Here is a 20,957-nt window from a genome sequence, read left to right on the forward strand (position 1 = left end):
GACATTTATTACACTTCTCAATTTCTTTCTCTGCATTAATCAAGGATAAAGATCTGATCGCTAAGTAAAATCGAACGCAAACCTTTTATTCCTAAAGCGTCTGTGTGTATTAGTTTTCACTTTGAGTTTGCTCATTCCCTCCTATTTTTATATGTGATAAGAGATCAAGTTTTCGTAGAGTATTTGTGAAAATAAACTCTTCCTAACTCCCTTCAAACATTCCCAAAATCAACTTAGCGGTTGCCGGGTTAGTTGCTAAAGGAATATTGTGGACGTCACAAACTCTCATGAGCATTTGTACATCCGGTTCGTGAGGGTGCTTGTCCAATGGGTCTCGAAAGAAAATAACTGCATCCACCTTACCCTCAGCAGCCATAGCCGCAATCTGTGCATCTCCGCCCAATGGACCGGAAAGGAGTTTGGTTACTTTGAGACCTGATTTTTCAACATGTAATCCAGTGGTTCCGGTCGCTATCAAGGAGGCTTCTTTTAGAAAGGATTTGTGGTCTAAAAGAAACTGAACCATTTCAGCTTTTTTTCCATCATGGGCAATTATCGCTATTGTCATTTTAAAGTTATTCAGCTGATTTGACACATCTAAACCTTACGTGATTAAACCTTAAGGTGCTGCTTGAGATTCTTTGCTTTATAAATATCATTCACAATATGATATTAATTATGGTCACCAAAACAATGCATAAAGCACTGCTGTAATAATACAAACTATTACGGCACTGATATTAAAAGTAGGCGAAGTTTCAAATAAACTCTTTTTGAGTTCAATAGGTCTATTCTCATCTGTCTTGTCAAGTGTGCTGATAACATAAATAATTCCTAAAGTAGCCAGACACGTGATCATCATTTGCTGCATAAAAGGAATTTCTACAAAAATCGCTGCGTTTGACCATTCATTAGGAGATACTTTGAAATACAATGCTATCGGGATGGATAGAATCACTCCCCAAATCGCTCCGTTATTGGTTGATTTTTTCACAAAAAGTCCCATTAAGAATACTGCAAGAATACCCGGACTGACAAGACCAGTATACTCTTGAATGAACTGAAATGCTTGTCCAAGATTTCCTAACTGTGGTGCGATCAAAACAGCAATAATAAGTGAGATAGCCACGGTCAATCTTCCTACATTGACTGTCTGTTTAGAAGTAGCGTTTGGATTGATGTAAGGTTTGAAAATATCCATCGTAAAGATAGTAGCTGTTGAGTTTAGCATGGAAGCCAGCGACGATACTATAGCAGCTACTAGTGCAGCAAGCACTAGCCCTCTGAGTCCATTTGGCACCAATGTCTTGATCAACCATGGAGCAGCATTATCATTCGTTACTGTTCCTTCTGCATTCAAAAATCCATTTTGTGCTGCCAAAGTTCCGATCTCCCCATTTGGATCAAGATTCATTAGATAGGCTACAATTCCGGGAACTACAACTATTACAGGAATCAAAAGCTTCAAGAAAGCAGCAAAAGCAATTCCTTTCTGAGACTCTTTTAAACTCTTGGCGGCCAAAGTTCGCTGGATGATGTATTGATTGAACCCCCAGTAGTATAAGTTAGCAACCCACATACCGCCAATCAATACACTTAACCCAGGCAGGTCCCACCAGGCATCTTTTCCATTTGGTGTAATAATTTCACCTTCTGCTAGTATCATACTGAACTTCTCAGGAACCTGATCATAGAGATACTTAAACCCATTAATGATACCTCCATCCGGCGCAATGGTATCCAAAGCGATGAATGTGGTCACTAGTCCTCCTCCTACTAATAGCACTACCTGCACCACATCCGTCCAAGCAACTGCTGAGAGACCTCCCCAGATAGAGTAAGCAGCTGCAAAAAGAGCAATTCCGATGATACTCTTCATAAGCATACTGCCATCGCCTGTACCTACTATAGTATCTAAGGCTTTGGCTCCCAGGTAAAGAACTGATGTTAGATTTACGAAAACGAATAGCGCAATCCAGAAGATTGCCAAAATGGTTTTAAGGTTAGCGCTAAATCTTTTCTCAATGAACTGAGGAATCGTATAGAGTCCTTTCTCAATAAAGATTGGCAGAAAGTATTTACCAACAATCAGCAGAGTGATAGCCGCCATCCACTCATAAGAAGCAATGGCCAACCCGATTGCAAAACCTGAACCAGTCATCCCAATAAACTGCTCCGCAGAAATGTTTGCAGCAATGAGGGACGCGCCTATCGCCCACCAAGGCAGAGACTTTCCTGCGAGAAAATAATCTTCCGCACTTTTTTCTACACCTTTTTTGCTACGAGAAACAAATAGTCCCATGCAAAGGATTAGCAAGCAATAAGAAGAAAAAATGATAATGTCTAATGTGCTAAATATCATGGTTAGATTGTTTTGAATCTATAGGTCGTTTTTGAATAAAAGGTATCCGTTGGTTCTAATGTAACATCAGGGAAATCTTGTTGATTAGGTGAATCCGGGAAATGCTGGGTTTCTAAGCAGACAGCAGTATGTTTTTTGCAATCAACTCCATCAATCTTTAACTCATCCAAGTAGTTTCCGGTGTAAAGCTGTATTCCTGGTTCAGTGGTCCATACTTCCATTACTCTACCACTTTGATCATGACTTAAAACAGCCGCTTTCTGCAGAGTCTCCGAATCCCAATTTTTCAATTTAAAGCAATGATCATATCCTTTGGCTTGATCTATTTGCTCAAATTCACCAACTGAAGGAATAGCTATTTTTTTTGTGTCTCTGAAATCAAATGGAGAATTGCTCACTCTCACAGTCTTCCCAAGAGGAATTTGTTCACTACTGGTTGGCAGGTATTGATCAGCATTTATTAATAGCTCATGATCAGCTATTTCTTTGGAAAAATCTCCACCCAAATTGAAGTAGCAATGATTAGTAGGATTAAATACTGTTGCTCTATCGGTTTGAGCCCGATAGGTGATTGAGAAAGAATCTGGCGTAAAGATGAATTCAGCAATCATATTCACATTGCCGGGATAAGATTCTTCATTGTGAATGCTTAGATAACCAAGTGAAATAGTCACCTCTTCTTCTTTTTCTTCTACTCTAATAGTATTCCAGGCTTTCTTTCCAAACCCCTCAAACCCACCGTGCAGATGATGCTTTCCACTATTTACAGATAATTGAACCTCCTGATCTTTTAAGATAAATTTTCCATTATTTACCCTATTAGCATACCTACCCACCAAGCTACCTACCACCTGCGTATCAGCAAGGTAATCTTTGAATGATGGCAGCTCCAGTACTACATTATCATATTTTCCATGATGATCTGGAATTTGAAGTTGTTTAATAATACCACCATAGCTAAGTAGCTGAGCTTTAAGGCCATTGTTAAAATCAATTGAAAACTGATTAATTCGCTTTCCTTTCAATAGACAAATGGTATCAATCTGGATGAACTGATATGTAGCATCGGTCTCCATATGCTAAGCTTTTTTATAATGTATAATTGAAAGATCACGAAGTATTTGAGCGGCTTGCTCAGCCGTAATATCTCTTTGAGGATTGGCAAACATTTCATAACCTACCATGAATTTTTTCACCGTAGCTGAACGAAGTAAGGGCGGGTAAAAAGAATAATGAAAATGCCAACCTAGATCGCCATTACCATCCGTTGGGCGTTGTTGCATTCCTGCAGAATATGGAAATGAAGTCTCAAATAGGTTATCATACCGAATAGTGATTTCGGAAAGAATTTGAGCAAAACCTCTTTCCTCTTCTCCACTTATTTCGTCAATAGAACGAAAATGCCTACGGGGGATAATCATAGTCTCATAAGGCCATACTGCCCAAAATGGAACCAAACACACAAAGTATTCATTCTCACAAACCACTCGTTCTCTTGATTCAAGCTCCTGCAAAAGATAGTCTCCTAGAAGGCTACTTGAATGCTGTTCGAAATAATCATTTTGGCTTCTTGTCTTCTTTGCTATTTCATTAGGGACGCTGCTCTGCGCCCAAATTTGACCATGCGGATGAGGGTTACTGCATCCCATAATTTCTCCCTTATTTTCAAAAATCTGAACATTGTTGATTGAAGGTTGAGATGCTAGTTCGACAAATTGCTCTTTCCAAAGTTTCACTACGCTATGAATATCCTCTACAGTCATTTTAGCCATGGTGAGCGAATGATCTGGAGAGAAGCACACCACTTTACAAATACCTTCTTCAACATTAGCGCGTAGAAGTCTGTCATCTAAATCACCTTTTGCCTGCTCAGGAAGTAGCGCTGCAAAATCATTGGTAAAAGTAAAAGTGGAATCATAGTTTGGATTTTCATCTCCGTTGGCTCGTCTATTTCCGGGACATAAGTAGCAGCTAGAATTATAAGATTCCGACGTTTCATTAACAGAATCCTCTTGCTTCCCCTGCCAGGGTCTTTTGGTCCGGTGAGGTGAAACGAGCACCCACTCTTCCGTCAATGGATTGAATCTTTTATGTGTTTTATTGAATTCCATCGGTTAGTTTGATTCTGAGATAATATGCACCCCATCTGATATCTCAACTGAGATGGGAGTTGAGTTTATATCAAATTCTTTCTTGTAAGCTTCCCCTATATCACTGACAAATTGATCCTCTATACTTCTTTCTATCAGATTGATGGTACAACCACCAAAACCTCCACCCATCATTCTGGCTCCCAATACTCCCTGATAGTCATTGGCAAAATCGGCAAGAAAATCAATCTCCTCACAAGTAATCTCATACCCATTTTTCATTCCCTCTTGTCCTTGCTTTAGCAACTCTCCTACTCTGCCCAAGTCATCTGATTTCATTGCCTCTACTATTCCATGTACACGTTCATTCTCTTCTATTATGTATTTGCACCGACGGTAGCTTTTGTCAGATAAGGAAGACTTGCAATTCTCAAGTATTTCAATATGCATGTCCCTCATTGACCTTACAGCTGTATACGTACGAGCTATAATCTCCACCCCTTCTTCTGTCTGTTCTCGCCGAACATTATATCCTGAACTGGCATGACTGTGTTTCACTTCAGAATTAATCAGGAGAAATTTATGATCGGATAATTTGATGGGTGAAACCTCATGATTGAGGCTATCACAATCCAATAGAATCGCATGATCCTCTACCCCGAAAAGACTGGCATATTGATCCATAATTCCACACATCACTCCCACAAAATGATGCTCTGACCATTGTGCAGTGAGAGCCATCTCTCTTCTAGAAAGATCTAAATGGAAGAGTTCATTCAGGCCAAAACAAACTCCGCATTCTAAAGCAGCAGATGAGGATAAGCCTGATCCTTGGGGCAAGTCTCCAGTGAATACTATATTAAAGGGCTCGATTCCATATCCTTGAGATTTCAACCTTGATACCACTCCAAGCACATAATTTTTCCATGAAAAACCAGCAAGTGGTTCCAGTTCATCTAAAGTAAAATCTAATGATTCCCCTTCATCTAAAGCAATGACTCGACACGTGCTGTCATTTGAAAGTGAAAAGGCAAAGTAGATGCCTAGGTCAATGGCCGCCGGGAGTACGAACCCTTTATTATAATCTGTATGCTCTCCAATTAGATTGATTCTTCCAGGAGCTCTTACTAGTAATGTAGAGTGATCCGAAAGTTCACTGATTTTGCTCTTAACCTTATCTATCAATTTTCTATTCATCATTTGCCCCAGTCTTGAACAATTAGATCACGAGTCAATTCATCAGTTGATTCACATCCTAGTTGATCCATCACTTGTCTTAGCTGCATATCAAGCATATTAATGGTATGGATACCTCCTTTTTTTCCTAAAGCTCCTACGCCATACATAAAAGTTCTTCCAAGAAAGCAAGCCTTTGCTCCGGTCGCCAAGCACCTGGCAATGTCAGTACCCGATTCAATTCCTCCATCCATCATCATGGTAAGTTTGTTTTCATACTTCTCAAGCAGTCTGCTTAGCGAATGAATGGTTGACTCGCCTGCATCTAATTGCCTTCCTCCATGATTAGATACAATCACTCCGTCAGCGCCGATAGCAACAGCTTTTTCTGCATCGACTTCATTTACTACTCCTTTAATTATCAGCTTTCCTTTCCATTGACCTCTCAGAGCTTTTAATTTTTCTTCATCAAGTCTTCCATTGAACGTGTCATTCATAAATTTTCCCAGCTGACCCAAGTTCAGATTCTTTGGCATATAAGACTTAAGTGTGGCAAAATTTGGCTGACCATACACAAGAGTTTGTAGTGCCCAGTTGGGTTTACCAGTGATTTGGAGAATATTCTTAAGTGATAGCTTGGGGGGCATGCTTAAACCATTTTTAATATCCTTGTATCGAATACCGAAGCTAGGAGTATCAGCAAGTGCTACAAGGACTCTACAGCCACTTTCCCATGCTCTATCAAGCATATCTTTCTTTAATTTCTCTTCAGCTGGATGATAGAGTTGAAACCAAAAATTTCCTTCTGTAATTGATGCAACATCCTCAATACTACTCGTGGTAACCGTACTTAAGATAAATGGAATATTTTTTTGAAAGGCAGCCTTAGCAAGCACCATTGGAGAATTAGGCCAAATCAACCCCTGAAGACCTATAGGGGCTATACCAAAAGGGGCATTATATGTTTTTCCAAATAATTCAACGGCATGATCAACTGAGTCAAGTTTCTTAATGTATTGAGGCATCAATTCAATACGTTGGATGTCCTCATGATTCTTTTTAAGGTTTCTCTCTTCCCCGGCTCCACCAATCAGGTATTCGAAAGCAAATTTCGGGACTCTCCTTTTAGCTTTTTCTCGTAAGTCTTGTGAGGATGGGTATCGGGTGTCGAATAAGCCTTTATTCATAATCACTATTCAAAATCAAAGGTTGATGCCTTACCCAGATAGGAGATTTCTATGTGATCTTGAGCATCCAGACAAGCTCTAAAAATTGATTTTCTGATAGATAGATTCTTTCTTCCTAGACTTTCCACTATTGACTTTCTCAGTTCCTCAGGCTCAAACTTCAATTTTCTATCAAAATAGTAATAGGTGAATGAAGAAAACATCATCGGTAATGTTTCTAACCGATCCGACTTGGTTACCTGGAAGATTATCTCCGCCTGATGATTAGCAGCATCATATATCACTCCGTAGCAATTCATGCTTTGTGCTTCATTTGATCTTTGAAGACAGATACTGCAAGCCAGAGCACCGTTCCTAACAACATAATCTTATGGTTCCAGTCCAGTGTAATCATCTCCATGAAATAAAGAATTGGGGCAATCAAGGTAATCGATAATCCGATGTATCCGACAGTAGATAATAGTTTGCTCATGATCTATTCATCCATTTACTAAATACAATAAAAAGAACTCCAGTAGTAATCCAAGCAGGTAGCGTCAAAAACGAAAGAAACATACCTGTACTCAATGAAACACTATAAAAAATCGCCATACTAATTATCCATGCCAGCAACACGGCCCAGTTAAAGTTTTTATTGGCCCACTCCGCATAGTTCTGTTTTATAGCAAATTTCTGCGAGAAGTAATGGTCGAAGAAGATGATTGCTCCTATAGGTGCAAGAATGAATCCGTAAGTCGCCACGAATCCTAGAAGTTTCATCGCGAAGGCAGGAAATATACCAGCAATTGTCGCAAGTACCCCCGCTACAATCGTCACAGTGAACGTAGATGCTTTTGGCATGATGGCTTGAAAAGCTAGCCCCGCCCGATAGATAGTTGGATTAGCAGTGGTCCACCCTGCTACCACTACCAGCACTAAACCAGAAATACCTACAGCCTGATAAGCCATTGGTCCCGGCGCTACAGGAGGAGCCTCTCCATTCGCCAATGCATTTATTGCCTCTGGCGACTGTATGAAAACTGCGTATAGTAAGGAAGCACAGACCCAGGCCATGAAATGACCGATATACATTCCTGCTGATGTCGTCCATCCGGCAGAAGCTTTCTTAGCATAACGAAATACGGAAAGATCGGCCATACCCATGTGCATAGCGGCATTGCAAAACCATGCAAAGAACATGACATGCCAAAAGGTGAATTTCGTTTGACCTGGAAATGGCTCACCTCCATCTCCCCAGATTGCCCAGATATCCTGAAAAGACTGCACATTCAATTGTCTCAATGCTACAATACCGCATGCAAGAAATACAACAACCATCCATGGCGCTGCAATATTTGCAAACCGACTGACAGACTCATAGCCTTTAGCTGCAACTAAAGAAATTACAGTACCAATCAAAATCACTATTATTACCCAGCTTATACTATTAGGCATGGTATCAGTAAGTGCCGGCATAGGCATATCAAATGGTATTCCTACAGCGGTAGCTGAAACAGTAATCATGGAACCTGCCAGGAAACAAAAAAGGATGCCATTAGCCAGGTTATAAATTGTCACCAGATTTTTACCACAGATCTTTTCTAGTTGATAGTATAAGGTAATTCTTGATTTTGTAGCGATCGGTGCTGTTATATATCGCCAACTTAGCGTGGCGAGTAAGTTTCCTAAAAATAATCCTACGATGAGATCAAAGGCACTTACCCCAGCTGCTAAAAATAATGGTCCAATCATTAGCTCCGTTCCGGCGGCATGTTCTCCAGCATACATACCAAGGAAGCTCTTCCAGCCTTTACGTTCGTGAGCTGGTATCGGCTCACGCTCGTATTCATTGACTGGGTTTTCCTGCTCAACACTTATAGCTTCGATTCTTTCGCTCATAGTTAAGTTCGTTTGCAATTCGGAAAGATTAATTCCATTTTGTTAAAATGGACACGTTCTTTTTGTTAATTACTTATTTACAGCTATTATTCATTCCTCGAATTGCAAAATTTATAGCAAACTAACGAGTGATCAGAGCATGAGCATCCTGCACTGTGCTGAGTTTTATATTTAACCGATCAACTTCAAGATCTCCTTCATAAATTAAATTGATATATATGCGGAGAATAAAAAAAATTCTCCGCAAAATACACTGATAATAGGTAGATCTTCTGCGGAGAATGACATACATTTGCTGCAAAAATTGCGGAGAATGTGGATATATCAGCGAAATAATTGGCCAAATTTTAAATGGGACAATGGATTTGCTTCTGAAAAGCTAGCTACACTTCATAAAAAGCAAGGCATATTACTTGGTCAAATGGAAGAATTGGGATTTACCTTAAAATCTGACGCTAGCATGCAGATGGTAACTCAGGATGTATTGAAGTCCAGTCTTATTGAGGGTGAGAACTTACCAAAAGACGAAGTTAGATCTTCTGTAGCCAGACGGATGGGATTGGAAATAGGTGGATTAGTGAACAGCAGCAGAGAGGTGGAAGGAGTGGTGGATATGATGCTTGATGCTACGATAAAATACAATGAAAGACTTACGAAAGATCGATTATTAGGATGGCATAATTCGCTTTTTCCAGCTGGAAAAAGCGGCATGCATTCCATAACTGTGGGTCTGTGGAGAGATAATACTAGGAATGATCCCATGCAGGTAGTTTCAGGAGCTATAGGCCGGGAGGTCGTTCATTTCCAAGCACCGGATGCCGATAGGCTTGAAGAGGAAATGCGACGATTTCTCATGTGGCTCAACGGTAGAACAAAGCTAGATCCATTGTTGAAAGCTGCCATAGCACATCTCTGGTTTGTGACATTACACCCTTTTGATGATGGAAATGGGCGCATAGCACGTGCTGTCACAGATATGTTATTGGCAAGATCGGATGATATGTCATTCAGATTTTATAGTATGTCTTCAAGCATAGAAAAAGATAAAAAAAATTACTATGCTATACTGGAGAAAACTCAACGCGGAGATTTAGATGTGTCTGAATGGGTCATGTGGTTTTTGAACCGTTTAGAAGATGCATTCGGACAATCTCATATACTCCTAAATGATGTTCTGTTTCAAGCCAAGTTTTGGCATAACCCCGAACTTCTAGGAATTAACAATCGCCAAAAGAATATGCTGAAAAAACTATTGGATGATTTTCAAGGAAAGCTTACTTCATCAAAGTGGGCTAAAATGACTAAAACTTCACAAGACACAGCGGGCAGGGATATCAACGATCTGATAAAGAAAGGAATCTTAAAAAAAGATGATTCTGGCGGAAGAAGCACAAGTTATTCATTGGTGAGAGATTGAAATAGATCTGTATACTCTTATTTTTTAAACCATTAAAAAGGCAGCTCCGCCTAGCAGAGCCGCCAATGCAAAGCCTTCGCTTTGCTTCCTTAGTTATCTTTATTTCCGAGCAATTCAATGGTAAATCCATATTTGATACGCTCGGGTTTTATTCTAAATGGCTCGTGAGGTTTCGCCCATATCGTCCAGCTATCATCACCTCCCACACCCATCTGCACATGATCAATATTTACTGTAATGTTCTCTCTTTCTGGAAGTTCGTAGATGTGTTTCGCTTCTTGTAAGTCATTCATGGTATAAGGCCATGCACTTCCAGAAAGAGTTGGCTCTCCAATAAACTTCAGTCCTTCTCTACTTGAATTCGTTAAGCTCATCCATCTTACATCTGTCCGATTGTTACTCTCTTGTGGCTGGATGTAGTGAAAAAAGTCATTAACTACTGAAATCTCATACTTACCAATTGCAGCCCCCAGCTTACGATCACTATAGTTTTCGTGAGGACCTCTTCCATACCAGCTCCATGAATCGTATTGATCATCCATTTGAAACTGCCACCCCACTCGGGGGATCTCAGGATTACTAGTAGCAGGATTAAAGTCTACACTCAAATCTATCTGACTCGAGCGAATGATATATATGGTTTTATAGGATGCAGAGACGCCTGGAAGCCAGTGAGTAGTTTTTATGACCACTTGACTCTCTCCTTTTGATACGACAAAATCTTTAAGTTCAATCTCCTTGAGCGCCGTTTTCCACTCTTTCTGCCTATCCTGTATACGGCTGCCGCGCTCATCATTGTCAGTCAGTGGTCTCCAAAAATTAGGTTTCATTTCAGAACTTAGAAAGCCACTATTTCCTTGCGTGATGGAAGAAATCCATCCGGAGCTTTTATTAAACACGATCGAGTACCCATCAGATTCAACGATCAGTTCTAAATCATTCTCGCTCAGACTTACTGTAGTTGAAACTGCCATATTTGCTTCACTTGCTCCTTTTGGGTTCGGGATCAGAAATTGCTCCCAAGCTACTAAATGACCTTTCTTTGCCCAATTCTTTTCTTCAGATAGCTTAAAATAGAAATTGATGAAATATTCTTTCCCTTGTTTGAAATTCAGTTCTGGAATCTTAAAATCTAATATCGTCTGCATACCAGCATGGACTTCTGGCAATTCCAATGTTCCTTCTTTTATCTTTATCCCGTCTTCTAAAATTTCATAGGATGCCTGGAATTGCGAAAGGTCAGCGAAGTGATGCCTATTCATGATGACAAACTTTTCTGGCTGCCATTTATGACGTTTCATCGCTACTGGTTGAAAAACCTTTTTAGCCTCCCATGTAGCTGGTTTTGGTGTCTGGTCCGCATTGATGATTCCATTCAGGTTGAAGTTTCCATCGTGGTATTTCTCGCCAAAATCTCCACCATACACCAATTGCTCCTCTCCATTAGGTCCTTTCTTTACCAAAGCCTGATCCATCCAGTCCCAGATAAATGCACCAATCAGTCGCTTGTTCGCTCGAATAGCATCCCAAAACTCAAATAAATTACCTGTGCTATTACCCATGCTGTGGGCATATTCACACCACACCACAGGGCGGCCATCTTCTTCCTGATTGGCCATCTCTACCATGGATTCGATGGAGTTATACATTCGGCTTCTCACGTCTACCCATACTGGGTCAATCAGTGTCGTGCGGTTGTCTCCATAGCCATGAATGGCCTGCGCTCCTTCATAATGAATAGGTCTCGTTGGATCAGCTGCTTTCATCCACCCTGACATAGCTGCATGATTGGGACCATGACCTGCTTCATTCCCTAATGACCACATGATGATGGATGGATGATTCTTGTCCCGCTCCACCATTCGGAGGCCTCTTTCAACATGTGGTGTGGCCCAGTCCGGATTATTAGAAAGCACACTCCCTATTCCATGAGTCTCGATGTTGGCTTCATCCATGACATAAAGTCCGTATTCATTGCAGATATCATAGAACCTTGGGTTGTTTGGATAGTGCGATGTTCGCACTGCATTAAAGTTGAACTGCTTCATCAATAGTACATCTTTCAGCATTGATTCGTCTGTAACAGCCTTTCCCCTATACCGATGATGATCATGACGATTGACTCCATATAGTTTTATTGATTGACCATTGACCAGTAACTCTCCACTTTTTATTTCCACTTCCCGAAAGCCAATTTTAGTACTTCTGGTCTCGACAACCCTTCCCTGATCATTCTTTAGATAGAATATCAATGTGTACAGGTAAGGAAATTCTGCGCTCCATTTCTTAGGATTCTTGACTGTAACTTCCATCAAAGGAAATCGAACATTTCCACGAGGTGGGTATCGCTGTTCTACGACCTGCTTAACAGGTCTAGATAATTTTTCAGCAAAAACGGATCGATTTTGATCATCAAAAAGCTGAGCTTCCAATGACCAGCTTTCATAGTTAGCTCCATCAAAAACTTCAATCTCCGGTCTAATTTGAAGTTGAGCATCTTTATAATTCTCATCCAGATCAGTTCGCACAGCAAAATCATATAGTTGAACTTTTGGTGAAGCTGAGAGATAAACATCTCGATGAATTCCACTCAACCTCCAGTGGTCCTGATCTTCGAGATAACTTCCATCAGACCAACGAATAACTTTGACGGCAAGCTTGTTTCCTTTTTCACTCAAAAAATCAGTAATGTCAAATTCAGCTGGTAATCGACTGTCTTCGCTATAACCTACAAACTGACCATTCAACCACACATACATAGCTGAGGTTACACCTCCGAAGTGAAGTGTGATTTGATGGTCTGTCCAGTTTTTTGGAATATCAAAAGTATTTAAATAGGCTCCTGCTGCATTTTCTTCTGTTGGTGGGTATGGTGGATTGACCGGACGAAATGGATACTGTACATTGGTATAAATAGGTTGACCAAAGCCTTGCAGCTCCCAATTAGAGGGAACTTCGATTTCCGACCATTGGCTGGTTTCGTATCCTTGCTTTTCAAAACCACTTGGCAATTCTTCTGGAACTGCCGCCCAATAGAACTGCCAGGTTCCATTCAATGATTGATAGCGTGGGCTTTCTTCGATTAATCCTCTAAGCGCTTGTTGTTCATTTTCGTAGGAAATAGAAGTAGCTCTAGCCTGAAGGCGATTAATCTGAGTAATGGTAGGGTTGCGCCATTCCGGAACTTGTTGAGCTCCTAAATGAAGTGTGAAAATGATCAGCAGTATCGATGTAAGTATCTTCATCATTTCTTTGTATTCATTTTCTTTAAGAGACTGAACTCCTGCTATTTCTGTGGTTGTATTCATTTATATTGAAAGATCTACTATCAGAAAAATATCAATTGATGAGGTTTTCAGAATGAATTCACGTTTACTTATTTCAAATAAAATAATTGTAGAAAAATACATCAGGAGATTAGCTTGACTATCCTGCACTATGCTGATCTTGTAGCAATTTTATTTCACAAAAAGCCAGGATGAGTCTACTTAAATGACTCATAGGATGATGTGTTTCACTTTTATCATTTCAATAACTATTCTTCACCCCTAATAATTTCTTTGGTCAACGAGTTGACTTCTCTTACCAAAAGAGGAAATGCAGGATACATCATTTGTCCATGATTATTGCCATCAAGTTCGTGAATTTTTACTCTTTCATGTCCCACTATTTTCATCATACGCATCATGTAGGCATTTTCTTCATACCTTCCTAACATTTCTAGGTCCCTATCACCAGTAATGATTAGCAAAGGAGCGGCATCTCCCCTGACGTGATATAGGGGTGCTAATTCATCAATAACAGGCTGATGACCAGGTATTCCCATTTGCTGACGAATCGTAAAATGCGTTATAGCATGTCCTGAAAATGGGATGAGTCCAGCTATTTGGTTGGCGTCAATTCCATGATCATTGAGATAGTCTTTGTCTAATCCAACCATATACGTCAAATAACCACCCGCAGACATACCAGAAACAAAAATCAAGTTCTTATTACCACCATAATTTTCAATGTTTTTGAATGCCCAAGCTGTTGCGGCTGCAGCATCTTTAATACACTCTATCCCCTCTACTTTCGGTGAAAGTCGATAATCTGCACCTATTACTGCAAAACCACGATTCTTTAAATAGTTAGGAATGGATCTCTTCCCCCCTGTCAAGCCTCCACCATGGAACCAAATAATCGTAGGAAAATTTTTTGAATTAGTAGGGTAATAGAAATCAAAAACACACATTTTTTGCATGTAATCATTGTCATTCATGAGTGCTTCACTATAGTATGGAATAGCCTTCTCTGTTTTGTAAATTTTCCTTTCACCCTGAGCTGTTGTGCTTTGTGTCAGTGCAGTCAGAATAACTATTGCTAAGAGGTTTGCTTTCATAATTACTATTTACTGAAAGAAGTCTTTCCTATTTTGAGATTGCTTCAATTTTGTTAGATCCAGCTGATAAACCTATTTCATAATACCCATTTTTATCGCTCAGATTTAGCGTTTTCCCATTAAGTGAAACATCCCTATACAATGAAGGGACATAACCATAAGCTTTTGTACTTTCCGGAACTTCAATAGTCATTACAAACGATTCGTTTTCCGCAATTATATCTACCTTAATATCTCCTTTCACACTTGATACAACCGCTTTCACTTTTGTCAATCCTCCCAATTGTGGCTTTACCTGAAAAGTCTTATAACCAGGCTCTAGCGGATAAACTCCAGCCACTTTCTGCGAGAGTAGTGTCAAGCCTCCCCCACTCCAAGCATGGTTGGTTGTGCCACCACCATATCCTTCCTTTCCTATGCCCCAACCTTCCCAAAGGGTTGTGATTGTTGGATGATTGACCATTTTCCCAAATCGCTGCTTCATTCGCTTTAAAGCAAACTCGGGATAGCTCATGATAAAAAGCGACTCCAGGATGTACTTTTCCATATAAGGACTTGCATGCATTTGTGCTTGAAATACCTGATAGATTGATTCGTATTTATCAATATCTGCCAACCCAGCCACAACCGCCAATCCTTGAGAACGATCATCGGTAGGGCCTTGGTATCCCGAAGATCGATAGTAGTTTTCCTTCCAAAAAGCTTTATTAAAAGCTGATTTGAAGTTCTCAGCATGTAGTTGAAGACTATCTGCATCCGACCGGTATCCTAGCGCATTGGCCATTTTTTGCATACCAGAAAGTGCAAGCGCATATTGTGTATTTAGCAGTAGCACCATGTCTTTATTCGGGCCCCAATCTCCCCAAAACCAGCCACCTTGGCGCATCACCAGCGTTCCATCTTCTTTCAGCTTCCAAATAGATAAGTATTTTTTGACGGGCTTGTAAACTTGCCTAATTGTTTCCAGATCACCTGTGTGCATATAGTAATTCCAAAATCCATATTCGCCAATACTCATCAGCATTTGACCTGGGAGTTCTTTTGCCCAATTTCCAGCCGGTACCGGAGAGAAGAAAGTGCTATCTAATTTTTGCCAATTGACTAGTTCCAGCATGCCTTTACGCATGAGTGCATCCGCATCTCGATCCAAAGCATAGAATGCTTCTCCTCCTTCAAGCACTTCGTCACCCCACCATTGAGCTCGCTCTCGATCCGGACAATCCATGTAGTTGTCTCGCATAGTGACATAAAGTGTTCTTGCTGCTTTCTTCCAAAGAAGATTATAAAACTCATCATCGCAATAGAAGCTACCTGCAAATTCTGTGTTGTAGCCCGATTCACGATATTTCAAATCCAACACTTTCACCTCCTCAGGAATCACATAGTACACCTTGTGTCCATTGATCCACCCTGGTGATTCAAATTCCTGAATTCCATCTTTGGTAAGATATTCAGCTCGCATATTGTATTCAGAGCCCCCTTTATAGTGATCCGTGAACATAACGATCCGTTTACCGGCAGGAGCGTCAACTTTAAGGTAAGGTGTGATTTGAGCGTTGTATGGCAAGTCAGCTGTAAGTGTATCGCCTTCTGAGATACTAACATACTCCTTCAGTCCAAAGTCTTTCCATTGGGGAACAATTCGCCTGATCAGTTTTCCCCACGGCTGGCATTCCCCTTTGCAGTAAGCTTTGGCTCTTGGCCATTGGTTGTCTTCAAAATTGGATAAATACCAGTTAGTAATGTCTTCTCGAGCATCAAATACAATATTAGATTCCGACAATCTCCAATTCGGATAAGGTGGCTCACTTTCATTCAAGAATGCAGGATGAGGGATAGCTTTCCATGTGCTGTCTGTTTGTAGAAGTAATCCATCAGGATTCCAGATTTCTGCAATCAAGCCAGCCCTGCCCGAGTTTTTATGTGAAAAACCCTCTTTACCGAAATGCCACATGAGGACAGCAAGGGTGTTTGTACCTTTCTTCAGGTACTTTGAAACATCCAGTTCATCGCTGTATGTATCATTGGGGGTAGGTCCTCTTTTCAATTGACCTTCCCTCACTACCAATGAATCATTCAACCATAACCAGTATTTAGAATCAACAGCAATTCGTAGTATTTCCGAAGATGAAGGTTTCTCTACCTCAAACTCTTTCCGGTAGGCAGTCCAGGTATTGATGCTATCATGCTGATTGGAAGCTAATATCCACCAGGCTTTCCATTCTTCATCAAAGATCGTTTCTCGCGCATCTTCCTCCCCACAATTGAGGAAGAATAAAAACACCAACAGCAAAATCACATTCCCTTTCATTTCATTACTGGTTTAATCCAGAAAGTATATCGATAACTCTTAGCTGGAATTCTAAAAGGCACATGGGGTCCCGCATCTCTATTCCATGTGTTATCCCCTCCTACGCCCATTTGTTTATAGTCAATATTCAGCGTGATGTTACTAAATTCAAGCTCTTCTATTCTTTTCGCTTCTTCAATATTTTCTAAAGTAAATGGCCAGGCACTTATACTTAGTGGATCTTGTTCTGCTTCAATTCGGATGCCATTGCCTTCACTATTGGTCAGCTCAGCCCACCACACTTCTGCTTTATTGCTGCTCTCCTGTGGACGGACATAATAAGTATAATCATCTTTTACTGATTCAGTATAAAGTCCAAAGAACGATCCTGTTTTCTTGTCAGCATATGTTTCCAAGGGTCCTCTTCCAAACCACTTCAGTTGATCAAGTTCCTCATCTAATTTAACCTGTAATCCCACTCGTGGAATGTTAGGAAGATTCGAAATGGTCGTGAGTTGATAATCTACTTTTAGCTTTCCTCCATCGATTTTGTATTTTGTAGTGATTTGGATACTATCATCCTCATCTTCATGGACTGAAACAACTTCACTATTGTGCTCATTGAAAGAGAAATTCTTGAGTGATAGTTTATCGACCACCTCTTTCCAGTAACTCTGACGCAGAGGCATCCCTGAGGCAAAGTCATTATCTGTTGGTGCACGCCAAAAATTTGGCTTCAATGCTTTTTCTATTATTTCATAACCATTCAATTGATAACTGGATAGGTAGCCTGTGTTTTTACTAAAAACCATTCTTATGCTTCCATTAGTGACCTCAATAGACGATTTTTCCAGACTGATAAAATGAATACTCAGACTTGCCTTTCTTTTTTTCCTAACAAAAGAATCAACAGGGACGCCTAGTGGGAGATTTGAAAGCTTCAACCCACATTCCTGCGCTAACCCACCAAATTTTCTTGCCCACTCATCTTTTGCATAGAGAATAACAGCTGCAAAAATGAATGAAATACTACTTCTCATCATTTGATCTTTGAAAGCACTAACTAACCGATATAGTTAGGATTTGTCGAAGGGTCTTTTGCTTCCAGTTTTCTTTTCCACTCCTGAAGGTCATTTAAAAGCTCCTCTGCCTTTTCAGATTCAGCAATAGATAAATCATTCATCTCTTCTGGATCATTCGCCAGATTGTAGAGCTGATAGCTATCATCTTCATATAAGTAAATGAGTTTATAAGCACCTTTTCTTACTGCTGATGCAGGATGACCTCCTTGAGGACTGTAGTGTGGAACATGAAAGAAAATTGGCTTATTCCTTTCTTCGCCTCTGATCATCGGAAGGATGGATTTACCATCCGAAGTAAAATCTTTTCTACCCAATAAATCCAAAACCGTGTTGTGAATATCTGTTCCTGATACTGGCTTATTATTATCTCCTCCTCTAAACAACGTTTCATTGTACATAATAAAGGGAACTCGTATACCTCCTTCGTACAAATATCCCTTTCCTTCGTTTAATGGGAAATTATCTGTTGGCGGAGTGTGCTTCGCAAATGCAGGTACTTCTCTGACTGAAAGACCTCCATTATCTGAAGTGAAAATAATTACTGTGTTTTCGAGGAGTCCAAAACTGTCCAATGAATCTAGCAACCTACCAACATTTCTATCTATTGCCTCCACCATGGCGGCATAATGAGGATTAGGAATTGGGCCATCTTCTACACCTCCAGCTTTTTGTACGTACTTCTCAACCAGATCTTCCGGACCTTCTATGGGTACGTGTGGGGAATAAAAATTTAAATAAGCTAAGAATTTGTTTTCTACACCTCCGATGTAATCAATGAAGTGATCCGTTAATTTATCGGTTAGATAATCACCGGGTTCTGAATCTGCTTTTATATCCTCCATTCCATGGTTGAAAAATGGATAATTAAAGGTGTTTGGCAAACCATGATAGTTGGCTGCATACATATGATCAAACCCCTGAGCCACGGGTCTGAATTCTCCACCACCCAAATGCCATTTACCCACATATGCAGTGGTATAGCCTTCCCTCTTTACAGCCTCTGCTGTTGTGTAATGTTCCAATTTTAAAGATTGATCAATTGGTGGAGTAGCTAATTTCCTATTAGGTCCAGAAGGCCGATTTCCATGAATATGCTCTGTGATATTAACTCTCACTGGATGTAATCCCGTCACAATACTTGCACGAGATGGGCTGCATAGTGATGCAGGTGCGTAGGCATCTGTAAATCGAACCCCTTTTGAAGCGAGTGCATCGAGGTTAGGAGTTTCAATAAAACTATTCCCGTAGCTACTTAAATCACTCCAGCCGAGATCATCTGCTACGATAACGATAACGTTAGGTTTATCTAAAGCAGCCGGCTGGTCTGAACCAGATTTACATCCGGAGATGATTAAAACAATAAGAAGAGCTGCAAATCCAAATGGCTGAAAGAACGTATATCGCATTTGTTATTTGTTTAAATAGATTTTTTTGGAAAATTGATTGTCGATAGTTTGGACTTTAAGGATGATCAAACCAGAATATTGATTCATTTCGGTATTGACATATTTGTTTGATCTAATGTCATCAACTTTAAAAAGCCTTTTTCCTGACAATAAATAAGCAGCTACCTGTTCAATAGCGGTTTCTGATTCGATTGTTAGTCCTTCACTAGAAAGTGAGATTAATGGTTGTCTTAGTTGACTCTCACCAACCGATGTAATAGTACTTCCCAAACCAATTTTCAGAGTACTCAATGAATAAGGAGTAGTAACAAACTCTATTTCAGAAGCCGGACTTTCATAAACTTCATTCAAGATTTCTTCACTATTTCGTGTATCATCGGTTCGTTCAGCTTTGACTCCCAACATCGGTTCGCTTACTCCGCCATTATCGAGCGAAATTGTGATCTTCCTATTGACACTTAGGTAGTTCGCTATCTGAACATACAACGTATCTACATCCGGATGCTTGAATGCAACAATATCCCCACTAGGAAAGTCTGCTTCATACGATAATACGCTGGAATTAGCAGGCTGAGCAGTGGTCAATTGCTTGTATGCATAATAATGCTTGTACGGTATAGGGTTATCTGACTGCCAGGCAACTTGTATCAGTCCAGGAGGTTGAAAATCCCCTGGATAGTTATTCATAAAATAATACCAGGCACTTACCCCATTATTAACAGCAGTGCTAAATATTCTGGATAGTGACAATACCGTGCGCACACTTTCGGATACGGGTAAATTTCCGAGATCATCAATTCCACCAGCGCCTTTTGCAGCATGCGTTTCAGATTGATGAAAAGGTTTATCTCCTATCTCTCCAAGTATATCCTGGAAAAGATCACTTCTTGCGCCATTTCCATATTGATGTACTGCAACGATATCAATTTGATCCCAGGCTTCAGGATAATTTTCTTTGAAATACTTTATATATGTTAAGCAACCATTGGGAGAGAAAGAACTTGGCCCCATAATGAGAGGCATTTTAATACCAGAAGTGTTGATGGTGGGATCATTTAGCATAGCCTTGAACTTTGGCACAGCTTGAGAAAAAATAAGTGCTACTCCTTTTTTTGTATCACCATCATAACCATACTCATACTGTCTACAAGAGCCTCCTGTACAGGGATTTATAAGGTCCGGCTCGTTAACCACGTTGAATACTTCAATTTCCAGATCATTGTCTTTATAATACTGGAAAAGTTGAAAAAACCAATCGGCCAGCTTATCGTAAATTTCAGGATCATCGGTATCTAAAACGCGATAGGTATTTCCATTTACCACCTGGTCTGTTCGAAGATCATCAGGAAATTTATTACCAACCATGGATATTTTTATCTCTGGATTATAGGCTTTAGCTGCTTTAAAATAATCCACCCTACGCTGAAAATAAGGAGGATCATCAGATGGATATCTTTCATCAGGGTAATCCTGCAAATACTGCATATTTATATCCTCATTGATCAAGCGTACAGCTTTATCTTGATTTTCAGCATTCATGCTAAAATGATGTCCCAGAAATAAACTGACAGAAACACCACCGCCTTCAAATTCCTGTTGTGGATCGTCCAAATTAACAGTGAGACTCTGGGCCGAAAGGCCCAGAGAAACTAGTAATGTTAGTACTATGCAATAAAATTTCATTCAGT

The 20,957-nt window shown here is 40.1% G+C and carries 16 protein-coding genes; 1 reads left to right on the top strand and 15 read right to left on the bottom strand.

Going from position 1 to position 20,957, the window contains the following annotated elements; all coding sequences use genetic code 11:
* Nucleotides 1–202: 202 nt before the first annotated feature.
* From ABJQ32_03615 to ABJQ32_03655, 9 genes are all read right to left on the bottom strand, one after another.
* Entirely contained in the window at nucleotides 203–568 is a 366-nt protein-coding gene (locus tag ABJQ32_03615) for a methylglyoxal synthase (GenBank protein MEP5288708.1), read from the bottom strand.
* Between the two features lie 114 nt (nucleotides 569–682).
* Nucleotides 683–2,362: a sodium/sugar symporter gene (locus ABJQ32_03620; protein MEP5288709.1), complete on the bottom strand. Its 1,680-nt coding sequence runs from the start codon at nucleotides 2,360–2,362 to the stop codon at nucleotides 683–685.
* Nucleotides 2,363–2,364: 2 nt separating this feature from the next.
* Nucleotides 2,365–3,438, bottom strand: coding sequence for an aldose epimerase family protein (locus ABJQ32_03625; GenBank protein ID MEP5288710.1), 1,074 nt, complete (start codon nucleotides 3,436–3,438; stop codon nucleotides 2,365–2,367).
* A 3-nt stretch (nucleotides 3,439–3,441) separates the two neighbouring features.
* Nucleotides 3,442–4,473, bottom strand: a complete 1,032-nt coding sequence (locus ABJQ32_03630) for a UDP-glucose--hexose-1-phosphate uridylyltransferase (protein ID MEP5288711.1) — start codon at nucleotides 4,471–4,473, stop codon at nucleotides 3,442–3,444.
* 3 nt (nucleotides 4,474–4,476) lie between these two features.
* Nucleotides 4,477–5,652 (bottom strand): galactokinase, encoded by a 1,176-nt coding sequence (gene galK / locus ABJQ32_03635; protein ID MEP5288712.1) that lies wholly within the window; start codon nucleotides 5,650–5,652, stop codon nucleotides 4,477–4,479.
* Entirely contained in the window at nucleotides 5,649–6,815 is a 1,167-nt protein-coding gene (locus ABJQ32_03640; protein ID MEP5288713.1) for an alpha-hydroxy acid oxidase, read from the bottom strand. The genes galK and ABJQ32_03640 overlap by 4 nt, the downstream gene beginning before the upstream one ends.
* 5 nt (nucleotides 6,816–6,820) lie before the next feature.
* Complete coding sequence (locus tag ABJQ32_03645; GenBank protein MEP5288714.1) at nucleotides 6,821–7,114, bottom strand: hypothetical protein; 294 nt, start codon at nucleotides 7,112–7,114, stop codon at nucleotides 6,821–6,823.
* Entirely contained in the window at nucleotides 7,111–7,287 is a 177-nt protein-coding gene (locus tag ABJQ32_03650) for a hypothetical protein (protein MEP5288715.1), read from the bottom strand. The genes ABJQ32_03645 and ABJQ32_03650 overlap by 4 nt, the downstream gene beginning before the upstream one ends.
* Nucleotides 7,284–8,693: a hypothetical protein gene (locus ABJQ32_03655; protein MEP5288716.1), complete on the bottom strand. Its 1,410-nt coding sequence runs from the start codon at nucleotides 8,691–8,693 to the stop codon at nucleotides 7,284–7,286. Before ABJQ32_03655 ends, ABJQ32_03650 begins: the two co-directional genes overlap by 4 nt.
* Nucleotides 8,694–9,006: 313 nt before the next feature.
* On the opposite strand from ABJQ32_03655, the gene ABJQ32_03660 reads away from it, so the two are divergent.
* A complete protein-coding gene (locus ABJQ32_03660; GenBank protein ID MEP5288717.1) occupies nucleotides 9,007–10,110 on the top strand; it encodes a Fic family protein in 1,104 nt (367 codons plus the stop codon).
* An 89-nt stretch (nucleotides 10,111–10,199) separates the two neighbouring features.
* On the opposite strand, the gene ABJQ32_03665 is transcribed toward ABJQ32_03660, so the two are convergent.
* The 6 genes from ABJQ32_03665 to ABJQ32_03690 form a co-directional block, all read right to left on the bottom strand.
* On the bottom strand, nucleotides 10,200–13,418 hold the full coding sequence (locus ABJQ32_03665) for a glycoside hydrolase family 2 TIM barrel-domain containing protein (GenBank protein MEP5288718.1): 3,219 nt from the start codon (nucleotides 13,416–13,418) through the stop codon (nucleotides 10,200–10,202).
* A 227-nt stretch (nucleotides 13,419–13,645) separates the two neighbouring features.
* On the bottom strand, nucleotides 13,646–14,491 hold the full coding sequence (locus ABJQ32_03670) for an alpha/beta hydrolase (protein ID MEP5288719.1): 846 nt from the start codon (nucleotides 14,489–14,491) through the stop codon (nucleotides 13,646–13,648).
* Nucleotides 14,492–14,519: 28 nt separating this feature from the next.
* A complete protein-coding gene (locus ABJQ32_03675; protein MEP5288720.1) occupies nucleotides 14,520–16,802 on the bottom strand; it encodes an alpha-L-rhamnosidase C-terminal domain-containing protein in 2,283 nt (760 codons plus the stop codon).
* Nucleotides 16,799–17,821, bottom strand: a complete 1,023-nt coding sequence (locus tag ABJQ32_03680) for a beta-galactosidase small subunit (protein MEP5288721.1) — start codon at nucleotides 17,819–17,821, stop codon at nucleotides 16,799–16,801. Before ABJQ32_03680 ends, ABJQ32_03675 begins: the two co-directional genes overlap by 4 nt.
* Before the next feature lie 23 nt (nucleotides 17,822–17,844).
* On the bottom strand, nucleotides 17,845–19,269 hold the full coding sequence (locus tag ABJQ32_03685) for a sulfatase (GenBank protein MEP5288722.1): 1,425 nt from the start codon (nucleotides 19,267–19,269) through the stop codon (nucleotides 17,845–17,847).
* A gap of 3 nt (nucleotides 19,270–19,272) precedes the next feature.
* Nucleotides 19,273–20,952, bottom strand: a complete 1,680-nt coding sequence (locus ABJQ32_03690; protein MEP5288723.1) for a hypothetical protein — start codon at nucleotides 20,950–20,952, stop codon at nucleotides 19,273–19,275.
* Nucleotides 20,953–20,957: the final 5 nt, after the last annotated feature.

The organism is Marinobacter alexandrii, assembly GCA_039984955.1.
Taxonomy (GTDB): Bacteria; Bacteroidota; Bacteroidia; order Cytophagales; family Cyclobacteriaceae; genus Ekhidna.

What these genes read in the sequence shown, in the direction of transcription:
- ABJQ32_03655 (MEP5288716.1), bottom strand. Translation starts at nt 8,693, where the DNA reads ATGAGCGAAAGAATCGAAGCTATAAGTGTTGAGCAGGAAAACCCAGTC.
- galK (MEP5288712.1), bottom strand. Translation starts at nt 5,652, where the DNA reads ATGATGAATAGAAAATTGATAGATAAGGTTAAGAGCAAAATCAGTGAA.
- ABJQ32_03650 (MEP5288715.1), bottom strand. Translation starts at nt 7,287, where the DNA reads ATGAGCAAACTATTATCTACTGTCGGATACATCGGATTATCGATTACC.
- ABJQ32_03615 (MEP5288708.1), bottom strand. Translation starts at nt 568, where the DNA reads ATGACAATAGCGATAATTGCCCATGATGGAAAAAAAGCTGAAATGGTT.
- ABJQ32_03680 (MEP5288721.1), bottom strand. Translation starts at nt 17,821, where the DNA reads ATGAGAAGTAGTATTTCATTCATTTTTGCAGCTGTTATTCTCTATGCA.
- ABJQ32_03665 (MEP5288718.1), bottom strand. Translation starts at nt 13,418, where the DNA reads ATGAATACAACCACAGAAATAGCAGGAGTTCAGTCTCTTAAAGAAAAT.
- ABJQ32_03645 (MEP5288714.1), bottom strand. Translation starts at nt 7,114, where the DNA reads ATGAATTGCTACGGAGTGATATATGATGCTGCTAATCATCAGGCGGAG.
- ABJQ32_03625 (MEP5288710.1), bottom strand. Translation starts at nt 3,438, where the DNA reads ATGGAGACCGATGCTACATATCAGTTCATCCAGATTGATACCATTTGT.
- ABJQ32_03620 (MEP5288709.1), bottom strand. Translation starts at nt 2,362, where the DNA reads ATGATATTTAGCACATTAGACATTATCATTTTTTCTTCTTATTGCTTG.
- ABJQ32_03640 (MEP5288713.1), bottom strand. Translation starts at nt 6,815, where the DNA reads ATGAATAAAGGCTTATTCGACACCCGATACCCATCCTCACAAGACTTA.
- ABJQ32_03630 (MEP5288711.1), bottom strand. Translation starts at nt 4,473, where the DNA reads ATGGAATTCAATAAAACACATAAAAGATTCAATCCATTGACGGAAGAG.
- ABJQ32_03660 (MEP5288717.1), top strand. Translation starts at nt 9,007, where the DNA reads ATGTGGATATATCAGCGAAATAATTGGCCAAATTTTAAATGGGACAAT.
- ABJQ32_03685 (MEP5288722.1), bottom strand. Translation starts at nt 19,269, where the DNA reads ATGCGATATACGTTCTTTCAGCCATTTGGATTTGCAGCTCTTCTTATT.
- ABJQ32_03690 (MEP5288723.1), bottom strand. Translation starts at nt 20,952, where the DNA reads ATGAAATTTTATTGCATAGTACTAACATTACTAGTTTCTCTGGGCCTT.
- ABJQ32_03670 (MEP5288719.1), bottom strand. Translation starts at nt 14,491, where the DNA reads ATGAAAGCAAACCTCTTAGCAATAGTTATTCTGACTGCACTGACACAA.
- ABJQ32_03675 (MEP5288720.1), bottom strand. Translation starts at nt 16,802, where the DNA reads ATGAAAGGGAATGTGATTTTGCTGTTGGTGTTTTTATTCTTCCTCAAT.